This is a genomic window from Flavobacterium reichenbachii, from assembly GCF_002217435.1.
In the GTDB taxonomy this organism is placed as follows: Bacteria; Bacteroidota; Bacteroidia; order Flavobacteriales; family Flavobacteriaceae; genus Flavobacterium; species Flavobacterium reichenbachii.
On sequence record NZ_MUHF01000010.1, the window covers coordinates 48,518 to 72,396 of the forward strand.

Consider the following 23,879-nt stretch of genomic DNA (forward strand, 5'->3'; position numbering starts at 1 on the left):
TTGAAACCACGGGCTATGTTAAAATAGCTTCTCGCGGAGATTTATCCGTTCTTTTCATACTACAATAAAAAAAGCAGCTATCCTTACAATAACTGCTTTCTATAAATTCAGAATAAATCTTTTCTCTTTATTCTATTCTCTTTCTTCTAAGAAAAATTAAGACCCACACATCTCACAATCTTCAGGATCTGCAGCTTGTGCTTTTAAAAGCATTGCTTTATAATCCTCAACACTGATTTCTTCCGTTTCTGCAACTAAAGTTGGTGTTTCTTCTTTTTTATCGTTGTTTAATGTAAATTTAATTGCATCAACCGCAGATTTTGTTCTTAGGTAATACATTCCTGTTTTCAAACCTGACTGCCAAGCGTAGAAGTGCATTGACGTAAGTTTAGAATAGTTTGCATCTTGCATGAACAAATTCAATGATTGTGATTGATCAATAAAATATCCTCTTTGACGAGACATATCGATAATATCTTTCATCGACATTTCCCAAACTGTTTTGTATAGTTCTTTTAAATCTTGCGGAATCACATCAATATTTTGAACAGATCCGTTATGACGCATGATTTCTTGTTTCAACGTTTCATTCCACAAACCTCTTTCTACTAAATCGTGCAGTAGGTGTTTGTTTACTACGATAAATTCTCCAGACAATACACGACGTGTGTAAATGTTTGATGTATATGGTTCAAAAGCTTCGTTGTTTCCTAAAATTTGTGAAGTCGATGCAGTTGGCATTGGCGCAACTAGCAATGAGTTACGAACTCCGTGTTCTACTACTTCTTTTCTTAATGAAGCCCAGTCCCAACGACCTGATAACTCTTCATCTTTCATTCCCCACATGTTGTATTGAAATTCTCCTTTAGACATTGGAGAACCTTCAAATGTAGAATACGGTCCTTCTTCTTTTGCCATTTCCATAGAAGCGGTTACAGCTGCAAAGTATAATGTTTCGAAAATTTCCTGGTTTAATTTTTTAGCTTCATCACTTGTAAAAGGCATACGAAGCATAATAAAAGCATCTGCTAAACCTTGTACACCTAAACCAACCGGACGGTGGCGTAAGTTAGAATTTTCAGCTTCTTTTACAGGATAGTAATTTCTGTCGATTACTTTGTTTAAGTTACGTGTTACACGTTTTGTAACTGTGTAAAGTGCTTGGTGATCAAATTTTCCGTTATCAATAAACATTGGCAACGAAATAGAAGCCAGGTTACAAACTGCAATTTCATCTTTAGATGTGTACTCCATAATCTCTGTACACAAGTTTGAAGAACGAATTGTTCCTAAATTCTTATGATTCGATTTACGGTTTGCTGCATCCTTATACAACATATATGGTGTTCCGGTTTCGATTTGAGATTCTAGGATTTTCTCCCACAATTCACGAGCACGGATTGTTTTTCTTCCTTTTCCTCTAAATTCATAATCCAAATACATTGCTTCGAATTCTTCTCCGTAAACATCGTATAATCCCGGACATTCGTTAGGACACATTAAAGTCCAGCTTGCATCTTCCTGAACACGTTTCATAAATAAATCTGAAGTCCACATCGCAAAGAATAAATCTCTCGCACGCATTTCTTCTTTTCCAGTGTTTTTCTTTAAATCTAAGAATTCGAAGATATCGGCATGCCATGTTTCGATGTAAATTGCAAAACTTCCTTTACGTTTTCCACCGCCTTGATCTACATAACGAGCTGTATCGTTAAACACTCTCAACATCGGAACAATTCCGTTTGAAGTACCGTTTGTACCGCGAATATAAGATCCGGTTGCACGAACGTTATGAATAGAAAGACCAATTCCTCCCGCTGACTGCGAGATTTTAGCCGTTTGTTTTAATGTATCGTAAATACCATCAATACTATCGTCCTGCATTGCCAAAAGGAAACAAGAAGACATTTGTGGCTTTGGAGTTCCTGCATTAAACAACGTTGGCGTTGCGTGCGTAAAGAACTTTTTAGACATTAAATCGTACGTTTCAATTACCGATTTTAAATCATCAAGGTGAATACCAACCGAAACACGCATCAACATATGTTGCGGTCTTTCTACGATTTTCCCGTTTATTTTAAGAAGATAAGAACGCTCTAAAGTTTTAAAACCAAAGTAATCGTAATTAAAATCTCTTGTGTAAATGATATGCGAATCCAAAAACTCTGAGTTTTCCTGAATTACATTAAAAACTTCGTCAGAAAGTAATGGTGCTTCTTGTCCATTTCTTGGGTTAACGTAGTTATACATATCTTTCATCGTTTCTGAAAACGATTTTTTGGTATTAGAGTGTAGATTTGAAATCGCCACGCGCGCTGCTAATTGAGCATAATCTGGATGCGCAATTGTCATAGAAGCCGCAGTTTCTGCTGCAAGATTATCAAGTTCAGAAGTAGAAACCCCATCATACAATCCTTCGATAACTCTCATGGCTACCTTAACAGGATCTACAAGCTCATTCAAGCCGTAACACAATTTTTTGATTCTTTCTGTAATCTTATCAAACATTACGGGCTCTTTGTGGCCATCTCTTTTTACTACATACATAAGCTTACTATTTTTAATGTTATTGAAAAAATTAAAGTCACTAGAAAACGAATTCCAGCACTTAAACATTGCGTGTTTTTTAATTATTTTTTGAGAATTACATCATTCTCAATAGTTACCCGTTTCAAATTCGAAAAATGAATTTAAATACGTTTAAAATTGCTATTTGAATCTACGATTTGGGAAAGAGATTCAACCTAAAAAAATTTGTTTAATCTTTATTTCTGCATCTCTTGAAGAGTAAATGCTGAAATTATTTTTGTGTTCTAAAAATCTGCATCGAATGAAATTTTCTGAGCATCGCTGTCTGTGTTCATCACACCTGATTTCTGATACTCTGCAACACGTTTTTCAAAGAAATTAGTTTTTCCCTGAAGAGAAATCATGTCCATGAAATCAAACGGATTCGCTGATCCATAAACACGTTCGCAGCCTAATTCTACTAATAATCTATCTGCAACAAATTCCAGATATTGTGTCATTAAAGCAGCATTCATCCCAATTAAACTTACCGGAAGAGATTCTGTTACAAACTCTCTTTCAATATTTAAAGCATCAACAATAATATCTTTAATTCTGTCTTTTGGAACTTTGTTTACTAAATGGTGATTGTGCAAATGAACTGCAAAATCACAATGCACGCCTTCGTCACGAGAAATCAACTCATTAGAAAAAGTTAAACCTGGCATTAAACCACGTTTTTTCAGCCAGTAAATTGAACAGAAAGCACCAGAGAAAAAGATTCCTTCAACCGCTGCAAAAGCAATAAGTCTTTCTGCAAACGAATCTGACTCGATCCATTTTAGAGCCCATTCTGCTTTTTTACCAATTGCAGGAAAAACTTCCAAAGCATTAAACAATTCCGCTTTTTCTGCTTCATCTTTAACGTAAGTATCAATTAGAAGAGAATAAGTTTCGCTGTGAATGTTTTCCATCATAATCTGGAAACCATAGAAAAACTTTGCTTCAGCATATTGAACTTCATTTACAAAGTTCTCCGCTAAGTTTTCATTCACAATTCCGTCAGAAGCTGCAAAGAATGCTAATATGTGTTTAATGAAATATCTTTCGTCGTCGCTTAGCTTATTATTCCAGTCTGTCAAGTCCTGATGCAAATCAATTTCTTCTGCAGTCCAGAAACTGGCCTCCATCTTTTTATACCATTCCCAAATATCATGGTGTTTAATAGGAAAAATAACGAAACGATTTTTATTTTCTTGTAAGATTGGCTCTATTTGCGACATGACAATTTTGTTTAATTTTCTTATTGAATTTGTGTTCATTAAGCTGACTACAAAGATTGGCAATTACTGCCAAAAATCAAACTCAAACTTATTCACAATCTGACGTAGTTTTTAACAACGCACAAAAAATGCTATATTTTTCAGACAATAATTAATTTGTTGTAAATGAGTAATTTAAAATGGTTATTTTGACCAGAAGGGCTGTAAAATATAGACTTTTTAAAATAAAATGCAAGTAATTTTTACTTGTTTTTAAAAGTTTTTTTTTGAGGTAAAAATTTATTTTTTAGAGCTAAAAAAGACCAGAAAAAAGTATTAAATTAAAGGCTGTTTTTTTATGATTTTTTTAGTTCTTCGGCAACTTTTTCGAGTTCCATATACCAGTCTTCTCCAAAACGTCGAACTAACGCTTCTTTGACAAATTTATAAACCGGAACTTCTAATTCTTTGCCTAAAGAACAGGCATCGTCACATATATCCCATTTATCATAATTCACTGCTGCAAATTCAGTAAAGTCTTTTACGCGTATTGGATATAAATGACAGGAAACTGGTTTTTTCCAATCTACAATACCTTGATTATAAGCTTGCTCAATACCGCAAAGCGCAGTTTTTCCGTCAAAAATAACGTAAGCACAATCTTTCTCATCAATTAAAGGTGTTTCAAGATCACCGTCGGTTCCTTTTACCCATGTTCCCTGAGCTTCAATAGCCGCAATTCCTTCTTTTCGTAAAAAAGGTTTCACTTTTGGATAAATTTCTTCCATTATTTTAGTTTCTGCTTCGCTCAAAGGCGCTCCGGCATCACCATCTACACAACACGCACCTTTACAAGCTGATAAGTTGCACACAAATTCTTTTTCAAGAATATCCTCAGAAATAATCGTTTTACCTAATTGAAACATGACCTAAAAATGCTTAGTTTATTAAAGCGCAAAGATAGTCAAAGAAAGTAGATAAAAAATTTACCGTAAAGATTCGCAGAGAATAATCAAATTTTAAATCTCTTTTACCATTTATACTTTGTGAATCTTTCACTGAATACTTTGCGAAACTCTGCATCAGAAACGATAATTGTTACAAATATCACTTTTTTAATATTCAAAACGTGTTTTTATAACAATAATACATTCTATTGAAAAAACACCTAACTTTATTATCTACCTTTGCACATCTTTTAAACTTAATAAACAAGAGCATGTTAGAAATTGACTTTAAGGAAATTATCACTGTAGGAATGGTTCTTTTTGCTGTAATTGATATTGTTGGTTCAATTCCAATTATTGTAAATTTAAGAGCAAAGGTCGGCCACATAGAATCTGAAAAAGCCTCTATTGTTGCCGGAATGATCATGATTGTTTTCCTATTTGTCGGAGAAGGTCTGCTAAACCTCATTGGCATAGATGTACATTCGTTTGCTGTTGCAGGTTCCTTTGTGCTTTTCTTCCTGGCTTTGGAAATGATATTAGGAATTCGGATTTATCGTGACGAAGAACCAGGGTCTGCTTCTATTGTACCTTTGGCATTTCCATTAATTGCCGGAGCAGGAACAATGACCACTTTACTTTCGCTTCGATCACAATTTCATACTATAAACATTATAATCGCCATATTATTAAATATAATTCTGGTTTATGTGGTATTGAAATCATCTAAAAAAATCGAAACTTTATTGGGAGAAAACGGCCTTGGAGTAGTCCGCAAGACATTTGGAGTGATCCTTTTGGCAATTGCTGTTAAATTATTCGCCGCTAATGTTAAAGGATTATTCGTCTAGCATTTAATTTTATACTTTTACCTCCTCAAAATTTCTAAAATTCAACTTTAAGATAATTTTACATCTCGAGGTTTTACTTTATTATTTTAGACAAAACAAAAATAATCACTATGAAAATTTTTACTTCAATATTAGTACTTCTAGCATTAGCCTTGATCGTTTTTAATGTTACACAGCTAGACTTCACAAACCCTTTTAAGGGAGATAGTGGTGTTGCTCTAATTGGAATCGCCGCTTCATTTTGTGCTGTTTTGATCCTTTTAATTTTTAGAATTTCTAAAAAAATCGAAGAAAAAACAAACGGCAGATAATATGTTTGATGTTTTGATTATCGGCGGAGGAGTTTCAGGCATGTCTTGTGCACTCGTTCTAGGTTCTGCAAAAAACAAACCTTTTGTCAGCGATAAAAAAATCGGGATTTTTACACATCAAAAAAATTCTTCTTTACAAGAGGCAATTTTCTACAATGCTTATGGAATAACGCCAGGCAAATTAGGATCTGACTTGCTTACAGAAAGCACGCAGGACTTAGCCGAAAGTTATCCGCACATTAATCAAATATCAAATGAGAAGGTACTTAGCATTGGAAGCTCATTCCCTTTATTCAGTGTAAGAACAAACAAAAACTTATACAAAGCAAAAATTATTGTTATCGGAATTGGTTCTGCCAATACTTTTAATATTGAAGGTTTAATGCAATATATCGAACCTCACAAAAAAGCACTTCCAGAAAAGCAGCGTATTCAGCTTAAAAACGAGGATCACAAAGTTGCTGAGGGCATTTATGTTATTGGAACTTTAGCAGGATGGAGAAGTCAATTGGCAATTGCAGCCGGAAGCGGTGCCGCTGTTGCCACAGATATCCTTACTTTATGGAATAATGGCGTTCAGACTCACTCCCACGATAGCATTCGATAAACTCGCTATAAAATTATTAAACCATATAAGTTATATAAGTCAATATAATGCATTACGCATATTAAATGAACTTATATAAGTTATATGGTTTTCTTTTTTAAAGTTTTATTACTTTAAAAATTATATGCTTAACAACTATTTTACAGAAACGATCTTGGTAACCTTAATATGGTTTTCGTTTTCAGCTTTCCAGATTTCTCCTGTTACAGAAACCTCATCACCTTCTTTAAATCTTTTATAGTTTTCAGGTCCGCCTACATTTACTATGCTTACTGTAGCAAAATAAACTTCATTTTTATCTGTGTTGATTTTGGCTGTGTAACCATCTTTACCATTTTCTATAGACTCTACTTTTCCTGTAACGGCATTTTTGCCTTTAGTACAGGCACAAGAAATCACAAACGTCATTAAAATGATCAATGCACCAATTTTTTTTAAATTTTTCATATTTTGATTTATTATTTAATCGCAAAGTTTACGAAGTACTACGTAAAATTCACTTAATATTATATACAATTGTCTTGCCACACTGCAAAACTAATCAGCACAAATCTCGCAAAGATTAGCAGAAGATTTATTATATCCTGATTTAAAAAATTATTAATATTTTAATACGTGAATTATTTTTTCGGATTTAAAATGGCTTTAATCATAGCATCGTCTTTAAGGACAACATCGTAGTAATACAATTCACCATACAATTGTCTAGCAAATTCGGCTGTAATATATCGATTTACCAAAGCCTTAGTAGTATCTAGTTTTAAATCTAAACCAGTTATTGCTATATAGTTTTTGAACTTTTTAAAATAAGCATCCGAGTTTTTCATCTTCGTCAGGAATTCATTAAAATGTACTCCCGAAAATGCATCTCTATTTTTATCCAGCTCTTCAAAAACAAAATGTCCTACAATACCTGTCTGGAGTAAATAAGCGACGTTTTCATTACCATGCTCTGCTTCCATCGGCACAAAAACATCTGGAACGATCCCGCCTCCGCCATAAACGATTTTACCTTTTGGAGTTTTAAATTTTAAAGAATCGGCAACTTTTATACTGTCTTTGGCATAAAGCTCTCCAGATTTAATGCGGCCTTCAGATTCTTTATAATATTCTTCGTTTCCTTTTTTATAAGGTTTCTGAATAGATCTTCCTGTTGGTGTATAATAACGAGCTACTGTCAATCGAACTGCTGAACCGTCATTAAAATCCATTTCACGCTGTACCAGACCTTTTCCAAAAGAACGGCGCCCCACAATTGTGCCTCTGTCGTTATCCTGCAGCGCTCCGGCAAGAATTTCGCTGGCAGATGCGCTGTTTTCATTAATTAAAACATATACTTTTCCTGTCTCAAAACTACCGGCTTTAGTCGCAAATGTTTTCTCTGTATTGCCATTTTTATTTTTAGTAAAAACAATCAGTTGTTTGTCTTTTAAGAATTCATCTGCAATAGCAACTGCTTCTTCCATATAGCCGCCACCATTATCCCGAAGGTCAATTACAAGCGATTCTATTCCTTTTTGCTTTAACCTTGTTAAACCAGTTTTAAATTCAGCAAAAGTAGTTTCTGCAAAACGGTTAATTTTTATAAAGCCTGTTTTACTATTTAATAAAAGAGAAGCATCTACACTCTTAATAGGTATAATATCTCTTTTAATTTTAAACTTCAATTTCTTTTGTTCTGATTTTCTGAAAACAGTCAATTCGATTTCAGATCCTTGTAATCCTTTTAATTTTGAAAACAAGCTGTCTGAAGGCAGTTTTCTGCCAAATAATTTTGTTTTTCCGGCAAATAAAATTCGATCTCCCGATTTTAATCCCGCTTTTGCCGAAGGGCCGTTTTCGATAGGTTTTATAACAGCAACAGAATCTTTATACATATAAAAATTGATTCCGATTCCGACGAAATCTCCTTTCATGCTTTCTGCAACTTCTGCTTGTTCTGTTGGTGGTATATAAACAGAATGCGGATCTAACTTAGAAAGAATATTATCTACAGTAAGGTTTACGATTGAATCTGTATTGATACTGTCAACATATTCATTATTGATAAAATCAATTAATTTATTCAGTTTGGTTTTCGAGTAATTTTTAGCCAAAAGCTGATCATCTACGGGAGCATTCATTAAGCTTCCGAGAACGATGCCAAGAGCAAGAGCTGCTCCTATAACTATAGGAAAATATTTTGAGTTAAATTTCATTTACTCTTCTAAATCAGGAATATATTCTACTTCAATACCTGCTTTTATTAAAAACTCAAGTCCGGAATCATCACGATATCCATTATGGTAAACCACTCTTTTTATCCCGGATTGATGAATTAATTTACTGCAATCTTTACAAGGCGAAAGTGTAATGTACAATGTCGCTCCTTCGCAGGATTGTGTCGAGCGGGCTACTTTTAAGATAGCATTGGCTTCTGCGTGCAGTACATCCCAGCGTGTTAATCCGTCTTCATCTTCGCAGCAATTTTCAAAACCAGACGGTGTACCATTGTATCCGTCAGAAATGATCATTCTGTCTTTTACGATAATTGCTCCAACTTGTTTACGCTTGCAGTACGAGAGCAGGCTCCATTCTTTGGCGATTCGCAAATAAGCTTTATCGTATTTATTTAATTTCTTTATTTCCATTTATTTATCTGTTCCATATCGGACTATCTATAATCATCGGAATTACAACTCCTATAATAAAAGCTGACATTACAAGTGCCCAATCGCGTTTTGAAAAGCGAAATACTGTTTGTACAATATAGGATATAATCAGGGCAATAAAAACCACAACTAATTGTGCTACTTCGATTCCTAACGCAAATTCACCCAAAGGTAGTAATTTTGAGGTTGCACTCCCTCCTAATATTGTCTTGAAATAATTAGAAAATCCTAATCCGTGAATAATACCAAAAAATAGTGTCACAAAAAATATCACATTTACACCATCGTTCTTCGCTGCTTTTCCTGCCGTAAACAAATGGTACAATGCGGTTATTAAGATCGTAATCGGAATTAAAAACTCTACAATATTTACTTTCACAGCAATTATTCCAAAAACAGAAAGCAGCAGCGCCACGGTATGACCTATCGTAAAAACAGAAACCAAAAGCAAAATACGTTTCCAGTCCTTGAAGGTATAAGGTACTGTTAATGCGATTAAAAAAAGAACGTGATCGTAGGCATGAATATCTAAGACGTGCTTCAATCCTATTTGAAAATAAATCCAAAATTGTGACATATCGGTAATAGTATTAGTTGATTATGGGGTTGTAAACTTACGATTAATTTTGAAAATTAAAGAAAACCCTGTGCTAAAAACAACGCAGAAAAATAAGTTAAATTTTATGAGAAAATTAAATTTGTTAAATTAAAATAAGATTTATCTTTGCTCGATAAAAAACCGATTAATTATGTCATTTTCAGAATTATTTGATAACGAATTCAAACAAAGAAATAAAGGTCATTTCTCTGCAATTGTACGTGTAGCTTTTGCTGACGGAAAAATTAATGACGAGGAGCAGTCTTTCTTAGACAAACTTGCTTCAAGATTAGAAATTTCAGAAGAAGAATACAAAGAGATCCTTACAGATCCTTGGAAACACCCAATAAACCCTCCTTATTTATATGCACAACGTGTTGAGCGTTTGTATGACTTAGCAAGAATGGTACACGTAGATCACCATTTAGGAGACCAGCAGGAAGTAATGCTGAAACGTATGGGATTAGCATTAGGTTTTACACCAGGAAACGTAGATTATATTGTTTCTAAAGCTTTAAACTTAGTAGATAAAAAAGTAGATTTAGATACTTTTTCATTCGAAATGGAAAATATGAATAAATAATATTTTAGTCTTTACTAGATAAAAAACAAACCCGATAAGTTAAGCTTATCGGGTTTTATTTTTATAGGGCTTCTGCCATAAACTGCTCTGCCTTTTCTACCATATTATGACTTCCGCAGAAAAAAGGAACTCTTTCGTGAAGCTCTGTCGGCTGGATTTCCATAATTCTTCCAAAACCGTCTGTTGCTTTTCCTCCCGCCTGCTCTGCAATAAAAGCCATTGGATTGCATTCATATAACAATCTTAATTTCCCTTTTGGTGCTTTAGAACTTGTTGGGTAAATATAGACGCCGCCTTTAATCATATTTCGATGAAAATCGGCAACCAAACTTCCTATATATCTGGATGTGTAAGGTCTGTCTTCTTCTTCTCGCTGACAATATTTAATATAATTTTTTACGCCTTGCGGAAAATGAACATAATTTCCTTCGTTGACAGAATAAATATGTCCGTCTTTTGGAAATTGCATATTCGGATGCGAAAGATAAAATGTACCAATCGCCGGATTTAGCGTAAAACCATTTACACCATGTCCGGTTGTATAAACCAGCATTGTTGATGTACCATAAATTACATAGCCTGCTGCTACCTGATTGATTCCCGGTTGTAAAAAATCCTCGCTTGTTACCGGAGTTCCTATTGGAGTTATTCTTCTAAAAACAGAAAAAATAGTTCCCACAGAAACATTTACATCAATATTTGAAGATCCGTCAAGCGGATCCATTAAGATTACGTACTTATTATTATGACAGTTGTCGCTCCCCTGAACTGTTATAAAATCGTCGTTTTCTTCTGAAGCAATACCACAGACAATCTCACGGTTTATTAACGTCTGAATAAATACTTCGTTTGCATAAACATCTAGTTTCTGCTGGTCTTCACCTTGAATGTTTTGTTCGCCTGCTGCACCGATAATATCGACGAGTCCGGCTTTGTTTACTTTATAGTTTACGACTTTTGCCGCCAAACGTATAGAGTTGATAATTCGGGAAAGCTCCCCCGACGAATACTGAAATGCTTTTTGGTTCTCAATAATAAACTCTCCCAGTGTTTTATTGCGTTCTTCCATTGCTATATCGTTATAGTTTTAATTTAAAGTCACAAATATCGCTTATTTTGTGAGAATGGTTTAAAAATTATTTTGTTAGTTTGCTACTATTGTATATTTGCTAATTAAAGACAGAAACTAGTATCTAAATAAATACATTTTCAGCCAATAAACGCTTAATATTAAGAATATATGAATATTAGAAAAGGAAATCCCGAAGATATGAAATCGGTTTTGGGATTAATACAGGAGCTGGCAATATTCGAAAAAGAACCCGATGCAGTTGTGATTACTGTAGACGATTTGGTGCGTGACGGATTTGGAGAAAAACCTCTTTTTCAGGTTTTTGTTGCAGAAATAGAAAATGAACTAAAAGACAAAGAAATCGTCGGAATTGCATTATACTATTATCGATATTCTACCTGGAAAGGAAAGACGATACACCTTGAAGATCTGATTGTAAAAGAAAAAATGCGCGGCACAGGTTTAGGATCTGCGCTTTATGCTGAAATCATGAAACAAGGAAAAAAAGATAACGTTCGAAGAGTAGAATGGAATGTTTTAGCATGGAACACACCGGCAGTTAATTTTTACAAAAATTCTGGCGCAAGAATTCTGGAAGACTGGCAAGTTGTTCAAATGGATGAAGCAGGAGTTAATTCGTTCTTGGAAAAATTATAAAAAAAAATCAGCCACGATTTGAGCGGTAGCGAACAGGCGAAGCAATTACACAAATTAGCACGAATTAAATTAGTGGAAATTTGTACAATTCGCGTCAAAAAACAAAATACTAGATTTCGATTTGAATCTGAAATCTAAAATCTAAAAATCTATTAATTAAAAATGAGAGTATTTAAATTTGGAGGCGCATCTGTAAAAGATGCCGATGGAATCAAAAACGTTTATGACGTTTTACAAAAAGTAGGTTACGAAGATGTGATTTTGGTAGTTTCGGCTATGGGAAAAACTACAAATGCTCTTGAAGTTGTAATCAAAAATTATTTTGACAAATCGTCTGAGTTAAATTCTTCTGTACAGGAAATAAAAAAATACCATAATCAAATATTATTAGATTTATTTGAGGATGAAAATCATGCAGTTTTTGGTGCTGTTACTGCTCAATTTACTGAGCTGGAATATTTTTTGGCACATAATAAATCGCCAAACTATAACTTTGTGTACGATCAGGTTGTAAGTTATGGTGAATTGATTTCGACAACGATTTTGAGTTATTTCATGAATTTCATGGGAATTCAGACGCAATGGCTTGATGTCCGCAATTTCATTAAAACAAATGCAAATTACAGAGATGCCGAAGTTGACTGGGAAACGACACAACAGCTAATCAGCAAAAATGTTCCAAGAAAAATATTGAACATCACACAAGGTTTTCTGGGTGCAGATGAAAATAATTTTACAACCACTTTAGGCCGTGAAGGTTCCGATTATACTGCCGGAATTTTTGCCTATTGTTTAAATGCAGAAAGTGTAACGATCTGGAAAGATGTTCCGGGAGTGATGAATGCTGACCCGCGTTATTTTGAAAATGCCAGTCTTTTAAATCAGATTTCGTATCGCGAAGCTATCGAACTGGCTTTTTACGGCGCAACGGTTATTCACCCAAAAACATTACAGCCACTTCAGAAAAAGGAAATTCCGTTGTATGTAAAATCGTTTATCAATCCTTTATTAAAAGGAACCTGCGTTTCTAAAGGTGTTGATCTTGAACCGCAATATCCGTGTTTTATTGTAAAAAGAAACCAGCTTTTGATTTCGCTTTCTTCTATAGATTTTTCTTTTATAATGGAAGAAAACATCAGTGAGATTTTTGGCTTATTTCATGAATTTAAACTTAAAGTAAATTTAATTCAGAACTCTGCGATTAGTTTTTCTGTTTGTGTGGAAGATAAATTTGAGAATTTTAATGAATTGAATGCTATTCTTTCGAAAAAATTCAAAGTAGATTATAACGAAAATGTAACTTTATATACCATTCGTCACTTTACAGACGATGCAGCTCAAACTGTTGAAGAAAACAAAGAAGTTTTACTAAAACAAGTAAGCCGCGAAACGATGCAGATCGTTACTAAAGAGATTAATTAATATTTCTTTATAAAAGGCAATTATTTTAATTCAAATATATTTTCTCAGGAAGGCTTCACTAATAGTGAAGCCTTTTTTAGTTTTTACCTTTATTTAGATGTTTAATTATAGTTTTAAGATCTTCCATTTGCAATTCATATGTCTTTATTATTTTTCTATAAACACTCAGCATTGCAATTTCAGTTAAACGTTCCGTGCCAATCAAATTTTCATAGGTGGATACTCCCAATTCTTTTTTAACTAACTCTTCTGGAGTAATTTCAAAAACCTGGCAGATTTTTACAAAATGACTTGCCCAAGAAGTACTTTCGCCGCGTTCCATTCTCACATAAGCAGATTGTGATATATTTAAATGATCTGCTACTTGCTCTTGCGAAAGGTTTTTTATTTTACGTAATATTTTTAAATTATTTCCTACAGTTTCATTCATAATTAACGTTTTAACAAATATAAACATAAGAAATTATTTATAATAATCTGAATTTAGGCATTAAAAAACCGATTTTCGACTAAGACTTACTTCAATAAAACTATTTTTTTTAATCATTAGAAACTGGAAAAAACAATAAATATTTCCTTCTACATATCCCTATACTCCTTTAAATCCTGTATCGTTTGTTTTAAATCTTTTATACGTTCTTCATACTGCTCAATAATCTTGTCCGACAATTCCTGAACGGTATAGATTTCTGTCACTTTTTGGTGGTGATTATTTTCTTCAGGGTAATCTCGTTTTACCAATTCTTCTGGTGAGATTTTAAAAATTTCGCAGATATTCAGAATATGATTTGCCCAGGAATGACTTTCGCCACTTTCCATTCTGGCATAAGCAGACTGAGATATATCAAGAAAACCAGCCATTTCTTCTTGAGACAAATTACTGTTTTTTCTAAGTTTTTTAAGTTTATTACCTATAAGGACATTCATATACGATTCAGTTTTTACTTACATAAGTATAGAGGACAATATTAGAAATTAATACTCATTAAAATCAAAAAAATAATTAAAACGGGTAAAAATACCCTGACAAAGAATAAATTGTTTTCTTACAAAAGCTTAATTTTGAGTATAGTTTAATTATCTTTATAAAACTGAATATCCAAATAATTTAATTTCTGAAATTATGGGAATACACAATAATCCTAGTGAAGAAACTAAAAATCGATGGCATAAAGACCCAAACAATTGGAAATGGGGCATTTTTTATTATAATCCGGAAGACTATCGAATTTTCCCTCCCAAAAGAATTAAACAACTCGGATGGACAATTAACTTCGCAAATCCTAATTCGCTTTTTATGATTTTTGTTTTAATTGCTGTAATTTTCATTTTAGGAAAATTAACAAACCCATAATACAACTTACTTTAATCATTGTTCAAACCATCTTACCTGTCTTATAATTTACCAATTATAAATACTACTTTTGGCTTTTTAGAGTTAAAGTATTTATGTTGAAAAAATTACTGTTTCCTGCGGTGTTTCTCTTCTGTTCTGGTCTTTTTGCTCAGGAAACAGAATCGTCGTACAAAACAAAAAAAGTAATTATCACCAAAGACACTATACGTCTGGAAGAATTTAGTATTAATTCGAGTTTTTTTCAAATTCTGAATACTAAAAACGAAGCCATAGACACTTCTTTTTATAAAATTGATTTCAAAAAAGGAACTTTACTTCTCAAAGAAAATCTTACTATTACTTCTGATACTTTAATTGTAAATTATTTAAAATATCCTGATTTTCTAACCAAAGAATATGGCCTCTACAAATCTAATCAGGTTGTGAGTAATGATGCCGGAACTGAAAAGTTGTATAAAATCGAAAATACTAATATAAAAAAAACCACACCTTTTGACGGTTTAACGACTTCTGGAAGTATTACACGCGGCGTTACTGTGGGAAATAATCAAAACACGGTTTTAAATTCTAATTTAGACTTACAAATTACCGGAAAAATATCCGACAAGATAAGCTTGAGAGCTTCACTTCAAGACAATAATATTCCGCTGCAAAATGGGGGTTACTCTCAAAAACTAGATCAGTTTGATAATATATTTATGGAACTTTTCAGCAATGAATGGAACATTCGCGCAGGCGATGTATTTCTGGAAAACAGAAAAACGCAATTTTTACGGTTTAATAAAAAAGTGCAGGGTCTGTCGACAAATTTTGACATAGATACAGAAACCAGCAAAACTAATATTTTTGCCTCGGTTGCTTTTGTAAAAGGCCAGTATGCCAAAAGTACTTTTATTGGTCAGGAAGGAAATCAGGGTCCGTACAAATTAAAAGGCCAGAATGGTGAATTGTATGTATTGGTGATTTCGGGTTCTGAGCGCGTTTACGTAAATGGTGTTTTGCTGAAACGAGGCGAAAACAACGATTATGTTATTGATTATAATGCTGGCGAAATTGTTTTTACTTCCCTTTTTACTATAACTTCAGAAATGAGGATTAACGTTGAATATCAATATTCTGAACGAAATTATAATCGACTGGTAACTTACGCCGGTGCCTCGCATGAAAACAAAAACTGGAGTTTTGGGGGTTATATTTATTCTGAAAATGATTTAAAAAACCAGCCTTTACAGCAAAATCTTTCTACAGAACAAGTTCAGATTTTAGGTCAGGCAGGAGATAATCCGAATTTAATGACTGCACCATCTGCTTACGAAGATACTTATGCAGAGAATAAAATTCTGTACAGAAAAACAATTGTTAACGGAATTGAAGTTTACGAATATTCTAATAATCCGGCCGATGTTTTGTATAATGTAAAGTTTAGTCTGGCGGGAAATAATCTGGGAAACTACACCATACAAAACAACAATTCTGTAGAACGTATCTATCAATATGCGCCACCGGTAAATGGTGTTTTACAAGGAAATTACGAACCAATTGTAAAACTTGCTGCTCCGATAAAACTACAGGTGGCGACTTTTTTAGGAAAATATAATCCTGACGAAAAAACTTTAATAGATGTTGAACTTGCGGTGAGCAACAATGACCTTAATTTGTTTTCTGGAATTGACGATTCTGATAATAAAGGAATTGCTTTGAAAACAAATATTAAAAAACGCCTTTTTACAAGAGATTGGACTTTGGATGTTTTCTCTAATTATCAATTTGTTCAGGAAAATTTTAGATCTGTAGAACGTTTGTATAATATCGAATTCAATCGGGATTGGAATTTGAATTCTACTCTTCTGGGCAATCAAAGCCTTTTGGTAACGGGACTGAATTTTGATTTATTTGCAAAAAAGACTTCTACCAATATTGGATTATTTACGTATCAGTTTGAGAAATTAGATTTTACAGAAAGTTATTCGGGATCCAGACATACGACATCGGCGCTTTTTAAACTAAAAAACTGGACAATAGAAAATCAGGGAAGTTTTTTAAATTCTGATGCAACAGTTTCTACTTCTAAATTTATTCGAAATCAAACGAGAACCAAATATCATTTTGGCAAAAACTGGATTGGCGCAAGTCTGCAGATTGAAGACAATCAGGAGAAAGATAAAATAACCAATCAGTTTTCGGCTTTAAGCCAACGATTTACAGAATATGGATCTTTTTTAGGACGCGGCGACAGTACCAAAGTTTATGTAGAATTAGGATTTTTGCGTCGTCGTAATGACAGTCTTCAAAACGGATTATTACAGCATGTAAACAATTCACAGACTTATTATTTAAGATCAAAACTGATTCAGAATAAAAAAACAGATCTGGCTGTTTATGCCAGCTACAGGACTTTGGATTTCGTAGATGTTTCACGAAAAAAAGAGCCTTCTTTAAATTCCAGGATTTTATACAATGACCGTTTTTTTAATCAATTAATGCAAATTAGCAGTGCTTACGAAACGAGTTCAGGAACTATTGCACAACAAGAATTTACGTATATTGAAGTTCCGACGGGACAAGGAGTTTATACCTGGAATGATTACAACAGCAACGGTATTCAGGAACTGGAAGAGTTTGAAATTGCCGCATTTCCTGATCAGGCAAAATATGTTAGAATATTTCTGCCAAATCAGATTTATATTAAGACCAATCAAAATAAATTTTCGCAGTCTGTTACAATCAATCCGCTGCAATGGCAGAACGATCAGGGGTTTAAAAAATTGTTGTCTTATTTTTATAATCAGACATCGTTTATTATGGACCGAAAAGTAAAAAGCAGCGGCGAACGTTTAGAGTTAAATCCCTTTGATTCTTCTGAACAAAATATATTAGGATTAAATTCCAGCTTTAGAAATAGTTTATACTATAATAGAGGGAAACAAAAACATTCTGTAACTTATTCTTATTTAATAAATAAAGGAAAAAGTCTGCTTTCTATAGGCTCGCAGGATGTAAGAAACAATTCGCATCAATTGCAGTATACGCATTTATATCAAAAAAGCTGGCTGTTTAATTTCTTCACTAAAACGATTAAAACAACATTGGTTTCGGAAGATTTTGTTGAAAAAAACTATGATTTGACGGGTTATCAAATAGCACCAAAAATCAGTTATTTATTTTCAAAAAACACAAGTTTAGATTTCTTTTATGAATTACAGAATAAAGAAAATCAAATCGGAAATTTGGAGACTTTAGTACAAAACAGGATCGGAACTTCTTTTTCGTTTGCCGGCGAAAGAAAAATAACAGTAAATGGAGAGTTTTCTTTTTATGAAAATAAATTTACAGGAAATGAATTTTCTTCTGTAGGTTTTCAAATGTTGGAAGGGCTTCAGGCTGGATCTAACTTAGTTTGGAAACTGCTTCTGCAGAAGAATATAACGCAGTTTTTAGATGTCAATTTAAACTACCAAGGCCGTAAAAGCGAGACCGGATCAACGGTTCATACCGGAAATGTACAGCTTCGTGCTTATTTTTAATGCTTTGCGATAAACGTACCAATAAATTGCTTAATTTTAATTGAAATTTAAACTTTTAACCACATGAAAAAATTATTATTACTGTGTTTTATGGTTGTTTTTTCTAGCAATTTTTACGGTCAGGAAACAGCAAAAACTACGAAGAGCAAGACAGAAGCATCTGCTAAAAAAGCAAAAACGGATGCAGATAAAGCAAAAGCAGATGCAAAAAAAGAAGCAGCAAAGTCTAAAAAGGCAGCAGCTAAAGCGGATGAAGCATCAGCAAATGCAAAAAAAGAAACGGCAGACGCTGCTAAAAAAACAGCAGACAAAGAAGCGACAAAGGCAAAAAGCGATGCTGCGAAAGCAAAAAAAGCAGCAACAAAAGCTGATGATGCATCAAAAACAGCCAAAAAAGATGCCGCGGCAACTAAAAAGTCAAGCGCTAAATCTTTGAAAGAAACGAATGAAAAAGCTCCAAAAGTAGCGGATAAAGTTACTGGAGAATACAATGGAAAAAAAGTATATACCGGACCAAAAGGCGGTAAATATTACATTAACAAAAACGGAAATAAAACTTATATTCAAGAATAATATCATTTTTGAATATTTTAAAAAGAGCTGTTTTGATCAGCTCTTTTTTTATGTCCTGCAACGACCCAAAAGTCTAATTGCTCTTAACATACAAGTAACTTTACATTTCTAAATAATTACAATTATCTAGATCTTTATGTATATAATGAAGCTTTAAACAATTAATAGAGTTAATAATTTAGTAATATCTACAAAATAACACAGAAAACATATTTCTTTATCTTCGTTTTTAAAAAGCGTTAAACTATGAGCATTGACTATTCTGCGAACAAAACTATTTTAGTAGCTCCATTAAACTGGGGATTAGGCCATGCCACAAGATGTATTCCTATTATTAAGGCGCTTCAAGAAAACAATTTCATTCCGATTATTGCTTCTGACGGAGTTGCATTGGCTTTGCTCCGAAAAGAATTTCCATACATTCAGACTTTAGAATTGCCTTCTTACCATATTGAATATGCTAAAAATGGTAAAAACTTTAAATGGAAACTGATTAAGAACTTACCGAAGATGATCACCGCGATTTTGGATGAGAAAAAAATGGTAAACAGCTGGATAAGAAAACACGGCATTGACGGAATTATTTCGGACAACCGTCTTGGGGTTTTCAGCAGAAAGATTCCTTCGGTTTTTATGACGCATCAGCTAAATGTAATGACTGGAAATACGACTTGGTTTACCAGTAAATGTCATCAATACTTTATAAAAAAATATACCGAATGCTGGGTTCCTGACTCGGATGGAGAAACTAATTTGACAGGCGAATTGGGACATCTTAAAACCAATCATCTCAATTTAAAATATATTGGTCCTTTGAGCAGAATGAAAAAAAAGGAAACTCCCAAAGTATTTGATTTAATGATTATTTTATCGGGACCAGAACCGCAGCGTACTTATCTGGATGAGAAACTGCAGCAGGAAATTAAAGGTTTTGACGGCAAGGTGGTCTTTGTACAAGGTGTTGTAGAAAAAACGCAGACTAAATTAGAATCTGGAAATGTTACTTTTTATAATTTTATGAATTCTAAACAGCTGGAACAAACCTTTAACGAAAGTGAATTTGTTTTGTGCCGCTCTGGTTATACCACTGTAATGGATTTGGCTAAACTGGGTAAAAAAGCTTTTTTTATTCCGACGCCGGGACAATACGAACAGGAATATTTGGCGATAAAACTTCAGGAAGAAAATCTGGTACCGTACGCAATGCAGGACGACTTTACTATTGAAGATCTTTCGAAAGTAAAATCGTTTAAAGGTTTAGCACAGTTTAAAAATGATATCGACTGGGATTCGTTATTTTCGGTTTTTGAAGAATAATTTCAATAATAAAACCCGTATTAATCAGCATTTTTGCGAATGCAAATCCGTTTAATCTATGTTTCTGATTACAGACGCAGATTACACTGATTCACTATCGTGAAGACACAGATAAATACGGATTTTTATTTTTTTAGAAATTAAACTGCGCCTGCAATCTCAACAAATTCCCTTGTTGTCTATTGACAGGAAGTGCGCTGTCTACAAAATTTCTGTCTGCAATAACATATTCTGCCGTAAGTTCGAATGCTTTAATTGGCTGCCATTCTATTCCAAATTCATAATCTCTTACAACATAACTTCTGGCATCTTTTTCGTATTTTTTTCCTCCGTCGTAATATTGAAATTTTGCGAAAGGATAAATATGCTGTTTTTTAAAATCTAATTTATAATTCAACAAAACATAACCACCGTTTAAGTCTGTCTCGTCAACTGCATTCGTAAGCGGGTTGTAACGCGGTCCGGTACCCACATTATATTCAGTCTGGATTCCGAAAGGTCTTGGATACAAAACAAAAGTGGCTCCTACTCTCTGATCTTTTACATATTGCGGATCATCGACAGCAACGCCGGATGAAATTTCACCGGTAAAAGCCCATTTTCCTGTATAAGCCTGAATTCCCGGTTCGATAATCTGACTTCCAATAACAAACGGATAGGTTACTCTTGCTACAACATTCAAATCTCTGTTTCCGTCAATTTTATTTGCGATCTGTCCGTTATAAACTCCAAAAGCAAATACCCCAAAATCTCCAGATCCTTTGTATCCGTCTTTAACCAGCATTGCAAAACGTTCTCTAATTTCGGCTGGCGCCCAATAAAAGAATGCTCCCAAATCACGCTCGTTAGCTATCGAACTGTTAATAGCATCGGCACGATCTAAAGTCAAACGCTGCGAACTCGACTGCATATTTTCAAAACCATATGGAATTTTACTTTGTCCGATACGAACACGATATTCTTTTTTCTTATCAAATGAAAGATCAAAATAAAGGTCTCGAATCTGAACAAAATTTTGAATTCCTGTACTTGGAGAGCTGGCAAAATCGGGTTGAAAATAGAAAAAAACATTAGGATGAACCTGCCCTGAAAACACTAATCTGGCACGTCTGATAAAAAGACCGTTGTTTGATTTTGCATCTGGAGCTGTAGAAGTAGTTCCCCAGGATTTATCACATTGTTCGCACGAAACTTTGTCATTTGTAGAAAACAAACCATTGTATCTTATTTGTGCATAACCTCTTAAAGAGATTCTATCGTACCAATGCTCTTCGCTTACTCCAGATTTTGTATCTGGAAGTTTTGCTTTATTTATTGAATCTAAGAGACGTAAAACTTCTTTTTTGACATCTTCTTTCTGTAGTTCCTGAGCATTTACTGCAGCACAAATCAGCAATAAAAGTGTAATTAATTTTCTTTTTATCATTTTTTCTCTAACGCACTTAAGTTCAAGATGCAAAGATGTGTCACCTATGTTAAGAAATCATTAACAAGGTGTTACCATAATAAGAAGATTTGTTTCTAAATTGTTAGCTAAATATGACTTACGCTAAACAATCCTTTTGTAATGCGGGTTACAGAATAAGAGCTGACATTTACTTAACATCAGCTTTTATTGTTTTATGTGCTTTTTCCAGCGTAAAAGAGAATTCAGAACCAATTCCGAACTCACTTTCTACATAGACTTTTTCTTTATGTGCTTCAATGATATGTTTTACGATTGCCAATCCTAAACCAGAACCGCCTTCTGAGCGTGTTCCGCTTTTATCAACTCTGTAAAAACGTTCAAAAAGTCTTGGAATATTTTGTTTTTCTACACCTTCTCCATTATCGCTGATTCTGATTAAGACTTTTTTCTTAGTTAGATTTACAACTCCAACTTCTGTTAGTCCTCCTTCTTTACCATATTTAATAGAGTTTACAATCAGATTTTCTAAAACCTGCTGTATTCTGTCTTGATCACCGCGAATAATAACCGATTGTACATTCTTGCTTTCAAACGCCAATTTGATTTTCTTTTTATCAGCCTTCATTTCTAATAAATCAAAAACATTCTGAATCAGCTCAACAATATTAAAATCAGACATTACCAAATCTAAATCTCCAGATTCTAATTTTGTAATCATGTCTAGATCTTCTACAATATATATAAGACGCTCTACTCCTTTTTCGGCACGTTTTAGATATTTTTTTCTAATATTTTTGTCATCCATAGCGCCGTCGAGCAATGTAGAAACATATCCCTGAACGGTAAACAAAGGTGTTTTTAGTTCGTGAGATACATTGCCCAGAAACTCTCTGCGGTATTGCTCACGAATTTCCAGCATTTCGATTTCAAGTTTTTTATCGGTGGCAAACTTTTTCACTTCGCGTGACAGTGTTTCCATATCTGTCGTTATCGGCTGGTTGATAAGGGTTGTTGACTCTAATAAGGAAACGTCATCGTAAATTTTCTTAACCCTTCTGTAGATAAAACGCTCTACGCGATACTGCAAAACCAGAAAAGAAAATATGTAAATGCAGATAATGAAGATGATTCCAAAAGCTACTTGATGCTGCAGTTGATTTTTGTAGAAAAGAGACATTAACATTAACACAAATCCTGTTGCAAAAAGACTTATATATAATGCCGATTTTACAGCAAATTTGTATGTTTTTTTAAAATTAATTTTCATTGAAATTAAAGCAATTAACCATTAATGGATTATTTTTTTCACCATATCAGTGATATAAGTTCATTTTACTTTTGACTATAAATGACTTAGCACATATAAACATTGTTTACATGTGCTAAATATAATAATTTTTAAAATTTACAGGCAACAATTTAATTGAACTTATATCACTTATATGGTTCAAATATGTATTGAATGTCTAAACTTCAAATTTATAACCTACTCCTTTTATGGTTTTAAAAAGATCTTCACCAATTTTTTCGCGCAGTTTTCTGATGTGAACGTCGATTGTTCTTCCGCCCACTACTACTTCATTACCCCAGACTTTATCGAGAATTTCATCTCTTTTAAAAACTTTTCCTGGTTTTGAGGCTAGTAAATAAAACAATTCAAATTCTTTTCTTGGTAAAGCAATTTCTACGTTGCCTTTTATGATCTTATATTCTTCTCGGTTAATCTCGATTCCGCCAACATTTAGAGTATCGCTGACCACTTCTTGTTCTTTTAACCTTCTTAACAAAGCCTTTACTTTGCTGACCAATAATTTGGGTTTTATTGGTTTGGTAATATAATCATCTGCACCTGCATCAAAACCAGCAACTTGTGAATAATCTTCGCTTCTCGCTGTTAGAAATGTTATGATAACATTATTTAATTCAGGAATTTTTCTGATGTGTTCACAAGCTTCCATACCATCCATTTCAGCCATCATCACATCCATAATAATCAAATCTGGTAATTCTTTTTGAGCCTTTGCTATTGCATCTTTTCCGTTAGACGCAGTTACAATTTGATAGCCCTCTTGAGCAAGGTTATAGCCAACTATTTCCAAAATATCTGGTTCATCGTCAACTAATAAAATCTTGGTTTGTGTTTTTTTCATAAATAGCAAAAATTGAGATTCTTACATCAAATTTTCTTTGTTAAATACCTGATGTTTTTTATTTCACAGGGTAAATATACT

General features: G+C 33.5%; 23 protein-coding genes. 10 read left to right on the forward strand and 13 right to left on the reverse strand.

Annotated elements, in window-relative coordinates; translation table 11 throughout:
* Positions 1-156: 156 nt before the first annotated feature.
* From B0A68_RS10245 to B0A68_RS10255, 3 genes are all read right to left on the reverse strand, one after another.
* Entirely contained in the window at positions 157-2,547 is a 2,391-nt protein-coding gene (locus tag B0A68_RS10245; protein ID WP_035681893.1) for a ribonucleoside-diphosphate reductase subunit alpha, read from the reverse strand.
* A 266-nt stretch (positions 2,548-2,813) separates the two neighbouring features.
* Entirely contained in the window at positions 2,814-3,791 is a 978-nt protein-coding gene (locus tag B0A68_RS10250) for a ribonucleotide-diphosphate reductase subunit beta (RefSeq protein ID WP_035687797.1), read from the reverse strand.
* Positions 3,792-4,126: 335 nt separating this feature from the next.
* A complete protein-coding gene (locus B0A68_RS10255; protein WP_035681891.1) occupies positions 4,127-4,696 on the reverse strand; it encodes a DUF3109 family protein in 570 nt (189 codons plus the stop codon).
* A gap of 293 nt (positions 4,697-4,989) precedes the next feature.
* On the opposite strand from B0A68_RS10255, the gene B0A68_RS10260 reads away from it, so the two are divergent.
* The 3 genes from B0A68_RS10260 (at position 4,990) to B0A68_RS10270 (ending at position 6,486) form a co-directional block, all read left to right on the forward strand.
* Positions 4,990-5,568: a MarC family protein gene (locus tag B0A68_RS10260; RefSeq protein WP_035681888.1), complete on the forward strand. Its 579-nt coding sequence runs from the start codon at positions 4,990-4,992 to the stop codon at positions 5,566-5,568.
* Positions 5,569-5,678: 110 nt separating this feature from the next.
* Complete coding sequence (locus tag B0A68_RS10265; protein ID WP_035681886.1) at positions 5,679-5,879, forward strand: hypothetical protein; 201 nt, start codon at positions 5,679-5,681, stop codon at positions 5,877-5,879.
* Between the two features lies 1 nt (position 5,880).
* Entirely contained in the window at positions 5,881-6,486 is a 606-nt protein-coding gene (locus B0A68_RS10270) for an FAD-dependent oxidoreductase (RefSeq protein ID WP_035681882.1), read from the forward strand.
* Positions 6,487-6,621: 135 nt separating this feature from the next.
* On the opposite strand, the gene B0A68_RS10275 is transcribed toward B0A68_RS10270, so the two are convergent.
* From B0A68_RS10275 to B0A68_RS10290, 4 genes are all read right to left on the reverse strand, one after another.
* Positions 6,622-6,933: a hypothetical protein gene (locus B0A68_RS10275; protein ID WP_035681880.1), complete on the reverse strand. Its 312-nt coding sequence runs from the start codon at positions 6,931-6,933 to the stop codon at positions 6,622-6,624.
* 173 nt (positions 6,934-7,106) lie between these two features.
* Positions 7,107-8,684, reverse strand: coding sequence for a S41 family peptidase (locus B0A68_RS10280; protein WP_035681877.1), 1,578 nt, complete (start codon positions 8,682-8,684; stop codon positions 7,107-7,109).
* The gene (locus B0A68_RS10285; protein WP_035681874.1) at positions 8,685-9,116 is read right to left on the reverse strand and encodes a deoxycytidylate deaminase; all 432 of its coding nucleotides are present in this window, start codon (positions 9,114-9,116) and stop codon (positions 8,685-8,687) included.
* 4 nt (positions 9,117-9,120) lie between these two features.
* Positions 9,121-9,714, reverse strand: a complete 594-nt coding sequence (locus tag B0A68_RS10290; protein ID WP_035681871.1) for a HupE/UreJ family protein — start codon at positions 9,712-9,714, stop codon at positions 9,121-9,123.
* Positions 9,715-9,886: 172 nt separating this feature from the next.
* Here B0A68_RS10290 and B0A68_RS10295 point away from each other — a divergent pair, with 172 nt between their 5' ends.
* A complete protein-coding gene (locus B0A68_RS10295) occupies positions 9,887-10,318 on the forward strand; it encodes a TerB family tellurite resistance protein (protein WP_035681870.1) in 432 nt (143 codons plus the stop codon).
* A 61-nt stretch (positions 10,319-10,379) separates the two neighbouring features.
* Here B0A68_RS10295 and fbp read toward each other — a convergent pair whose 3' ends face one another.
* A complete protein-coding gene (gene fbp / locus B0A68_RS10300) occupies positions 10,380-11,387 on the reverse strand; it encodes a class 1 fructose-bisphosphatase (protein WP_035681867.1) in 1,008 nt (335 codons plus the stop codon).
* 171 nt (positions 11,388-11,558) lie between these two features.
* Between fbp and B0A68_RS10305 the strand changes: the two genes are divergently transcribed.
* Together B0A68_RS10305 and B0A68_RS10310 are read left to right on the forward strand one after the other, a co-directional pair.
* Entirely contained in the window at positions 11,559-12,047 is a 489-nt protein-coding gene (locus B0A68_RS10305; RefSeq protein WP_035681865.1) for a GNAT family N-acetyltransferase, read from the forward strand.
* Positions 12,048-12,209: 162 nt separating this feature from the next.
* Positions 12,210-13,469 (forward strand): aspartate kinase, encoded by a 1,260-nt coding sequence (locus tag B0A68_RS10310; RefSeq protein WP_035681863.1) that lies wholly within the window; start codon positions 12,210-12,212, stop codon positions 13,467-13,469.
* A gap of 76 nt (positions 13,470-13,545) precedes the next feature.
* Here the strand turns inward: B0A68_RS10310 and B0A68_RS10315 are convergent, their stop codons facing one another.
* Positions 13,546-13,899 (reverse strand): helix-turn-helix transcriptional regulator, encoded by a 354-nt coding sequence (locus B0A68_RS10315; RefSeq protein WP_035681860.1) that lies wholly within the window; start codon positions 13,897-13,899, stop codon positions 13,546-13,548.
* A gap of 149 nt (positions 13,900-14,048) precedes the next feature.
* Positions 14,049-14,396: a helix-turn-helix domain-containing protein gene (locus tag B0A68_RS10320; protein ID WP_035681857.1), complete on the reverse strand. Its 348-nt coding sequence runs from the start codon at positions 14,394-14,396 to the stop codon at positions 14,049-14,051.
* A gap of 196 nt (positions 14,397-14,592) precedes the next feature.
* On the opposite strand from B0A68_RS10320, the gene B0A68_RS10325 reads away from it, so the two are divergent.
* From B0A68_RS10325 to B0A68_RS10340, 4 genes are all read left to right on the forward strand, one after another.
* Positions 14,593-14,823, forward strand: coding sequence for a DUF5808 domain-containing protein (locus B0A68_RS10325; RefSeq protein WP_035681854.1), 231 nt, complete (start codon positions 14,593-14,595; stop codon positions 14,821-14,823).
* Positions 14,824-14,918: 95 nt separating this feature from the next.
* Positions 14,919-18,350: a hypothetical protein gene (locus B0A68_RS10330; RefSeq protein ID WP_035681851.1), complete on the forward strand. Its 3,432-nt coding sequence runs from the start codon at positions 14,919-14,921 to the stop codon at positions 18,348-18,350.
* A 63-nt stretch (positions 18,351-18,413) separates the two neighbouring features.
* Positions 18,414-18,923 carry a hypothetical protein gene (locus B0A68_RS10335; RefSeq protein WP_035681849.1) on the forward strand — a complete coding sequence of 170 codons (510 nt, stop codon included), beginning with the start codon at positions 18,414-18,416 and terminating at the stop codon, positions 18,921-18,923.
* A gap of 246 nt (positions 18,924-19,169) precedes the next feature.
* The gene (locus tag B0A68_RS10340) at positions 19,170-20,240 is read left to right on the forward strand and encodes a glycosyltransferase (RefSeq protein ID WP_035681846.1); all 1,071 of its coding nucleotides are present in this window, start codon (positions 19,170-19,172) and stop codon (positions 20,238-20,240) included.
* A gap of 133 nt (positions 20,241-20,373) precedes the next feature.
* On the opposite strand, the gene B0A68_RS10345 is transcribed toward B0A68_RS10340, so the two are convergent.
* From B0A68_RS10345 to B0A68_RS10355, 3 genes are all read right to left on the reverse strand, one after another.
* Positions 20,374-21,666, reverse strand: a complete 1,293-nt coding sequence (locus tag B0A68_RS10345) for a porin (RefSeq protein ID WP_035681844.1) — start codon at positions 21,664-21,666, stop codon at positions 20,374-20,376.
* A gap of 169 nt (positions 21,667-21,835) precedes the next feature.
* Positions 21,836-22,915 carry a sensor histidine kinase gene (locus B0A68_RS10350; protein WP_035681841.1) on the reverse strand — a complete coding sequence of 360 codons (1,080 nt, stop codon included), beginning with the start codon at positions 22,913-22,915 and terminating at the stop codon, positions 21,836-21,838.
* 199 nt (positions 22,916-23,114) lie between these two features.
* Entirely contained in the window at positions 23,115-23,798 is a 684-nt protein-coding gene (locus B0A68_RS10355) for a response regulator transcription factor (RefSeq protein ID WP_026983516.1), read from the reverse strand.
* Between the last annotated feature and the right edge of the window lie 81 nt (positions 23,799-23,879).

What these genes read in the sequence shown, in the direction of transcription:
- B0A68_RS10320 (WP_035681857.1), bottom strand. Translation starts at nt 14,396, where the DNA reads ATGAATGTCCTTATAGGTAATAAACTTAAAAAACTTAGAAAAAACAGT.
- B0A68_RS10290 (WP_035681871.1), bottom strand. Translation starts at nt 9,714, where the DNA reads ATGTCACAATTTTGGATTTATTTTCAAATAGGATTGAAGCACGTCTTA.
- B0A68_RS10330 (WP_035681851.1), top strand. Translation starts at nt 14,919, where the DNA reads ATGTTGAAAAAATTACTGTTTCCTGCGGTGTTTCTCTTCTGTTCTGGT.
- B0A68_RS10345 (WP_035681844.1), bottom strand. Translation starts at nt 21,666, where the DNA reads ATGATAAAAAGAAAATTAATTACACTTTTATTGCTGATTTGTGCTGCA.
- B0A68_RS10315 (WP_035681860.1), bottom strand. Translation starts at nt 13,899, where the DNA reads ATGAATGAAACTGTAGGAAATAATTTAAAAATATTACGTAAAATAAAA.
- B0A68_RS10260 (WP_035681888.1), top strand. Translation starts at nt 4,990, where the DNA reads ATGTTAGAAATTGACTTTAAGGAAATTATCACTGTAGGAATGGTTCTT.
- B0A68_RS10340 (WP_035681846.1), top strand. Translation starts at nt 19,170, where the DNA reads ATGAGCATTGACTATTCTGCGAACAAAACTATTTTAGTAGCTCCATTA.
- B0A68_RS10275 (WP_035681880.1), bottom strand. Translation starts at nt 6,933, where the DNA reads ATGAAAAATTTAAAAAAAATTGGTGCATTGATCATTTTAATGACGTTT.
- B0A68_RS10280 (WP_035681877.1), bottom strand. Translation starts at nt 8,684, where the DNA reads ATGAAATTTAACTCAAAATATTTTCCTATAGTTATAGGAGCAGCTCTT.
- fbp (WP_035681867.1), bottom strand. Translation starts at nt 11,387, where the DNA reads ATGGAAGAACGCAATAAAACACTGGGAGAGTTTATTATTGAGAACCAA.
- B0A68_RS10305 (WP_035681865.1), top strand. Translation starts at nt 11,559, where the DNA reads ATGAATATTAGAAAAGGAAATCCCGAAGATATGAAATCGGTTTTGGGA.
- B0A68_RS10310 (WP_035681863.1), top strand. Translation starts at nt 12,210, where the DNA reads ATGAGAGTATTTAAATTTGGAGGCGCATCTGTAAAAGATGCCGATGGA.
- B0A68_RS10265 (WP_035681886.1), top strand. Translation starts at nt 5,679, where the DNA reads ATGAAAATTTTTACTTCAATATTAGTACTTCTAGCATTAGCCTTGATC.
- B0A68_RS10335 (WP_035681849.1), top strand. Translation starts at nt 18,414, where the DNA reads ATGAAAAAATTATTATTACTGTGTTTTATGGTTGTTTTTTCTAGCAAT.
- B0A68_RS10250 (WP_035687797.1), bottom strand. Translation starts at nt 3,791, where the DNA reads ATGTCGCAAATAGAGCCAATCTTACAAGAAAATAAAAATCGTTTCGTT.
- B0A68_RS10350 (WP_035681841.1), bottom strand. Translation starts at nt 22,915, where the DNA reads ATGAAAATTAATTTTAAAAAAACATACAAATTTGCTGTAAAATCGGCA.
- B0A68_RS10355 (WP_026983516.1), bottom strand. Translation starts at nt 23,798, where the DNA reads ATGAAAAAAACACAAACCAAGATTTTATTAGTTGACGATGAACCAGAT.
- B0A68_RS10295 (WP_035681870.1), top strand. Translation starts at nt 9,887, where the DNA reads ATGTCATTTTCAGAATTATTTGATAACGAATTCAAACAAAGAAATAAA.
- B0A68_RS10285 (WP_035681874.1), bottom strand. Translation starts at nt 9,116, where the DNA reads ATGGAAATAAAGAAATTAAATAAATACGATAAAGCTTATTTGCGAATC.
- B0A68_RS10255 (WP_035681891.1), bottom strand. Translation starts at nt 4,696, where the DNA reads ATGTTTCAATTAGGTAAAACGATTATTTCTGAGGATATTCTTGAAAAA.
- B0A68_RS10245 (WP_035681893.1), bottom strand. Translation starts at nt 2,547, where the DNA reads ATGTATGTAGTAAAAAGAGATGGCCACAAAGAGCCCGTAATGTTTGAT.
- B0A68_RS10325 (WP_035681854.1), top strand. Translation starts at nt 14,593, where the DNA reads ATGGGAATACACAATAATCCTAGTGAAGAAACTAAAAATCGATGGCAT.
- B0A68_RS10270 (WP_035681882.1), top strand. Translation starts at nt 5,881, where the DNA reads ATGTTTGATGTTTTGATTATCGGCGGAGGAGTTTCAGGCATGTCTTGT.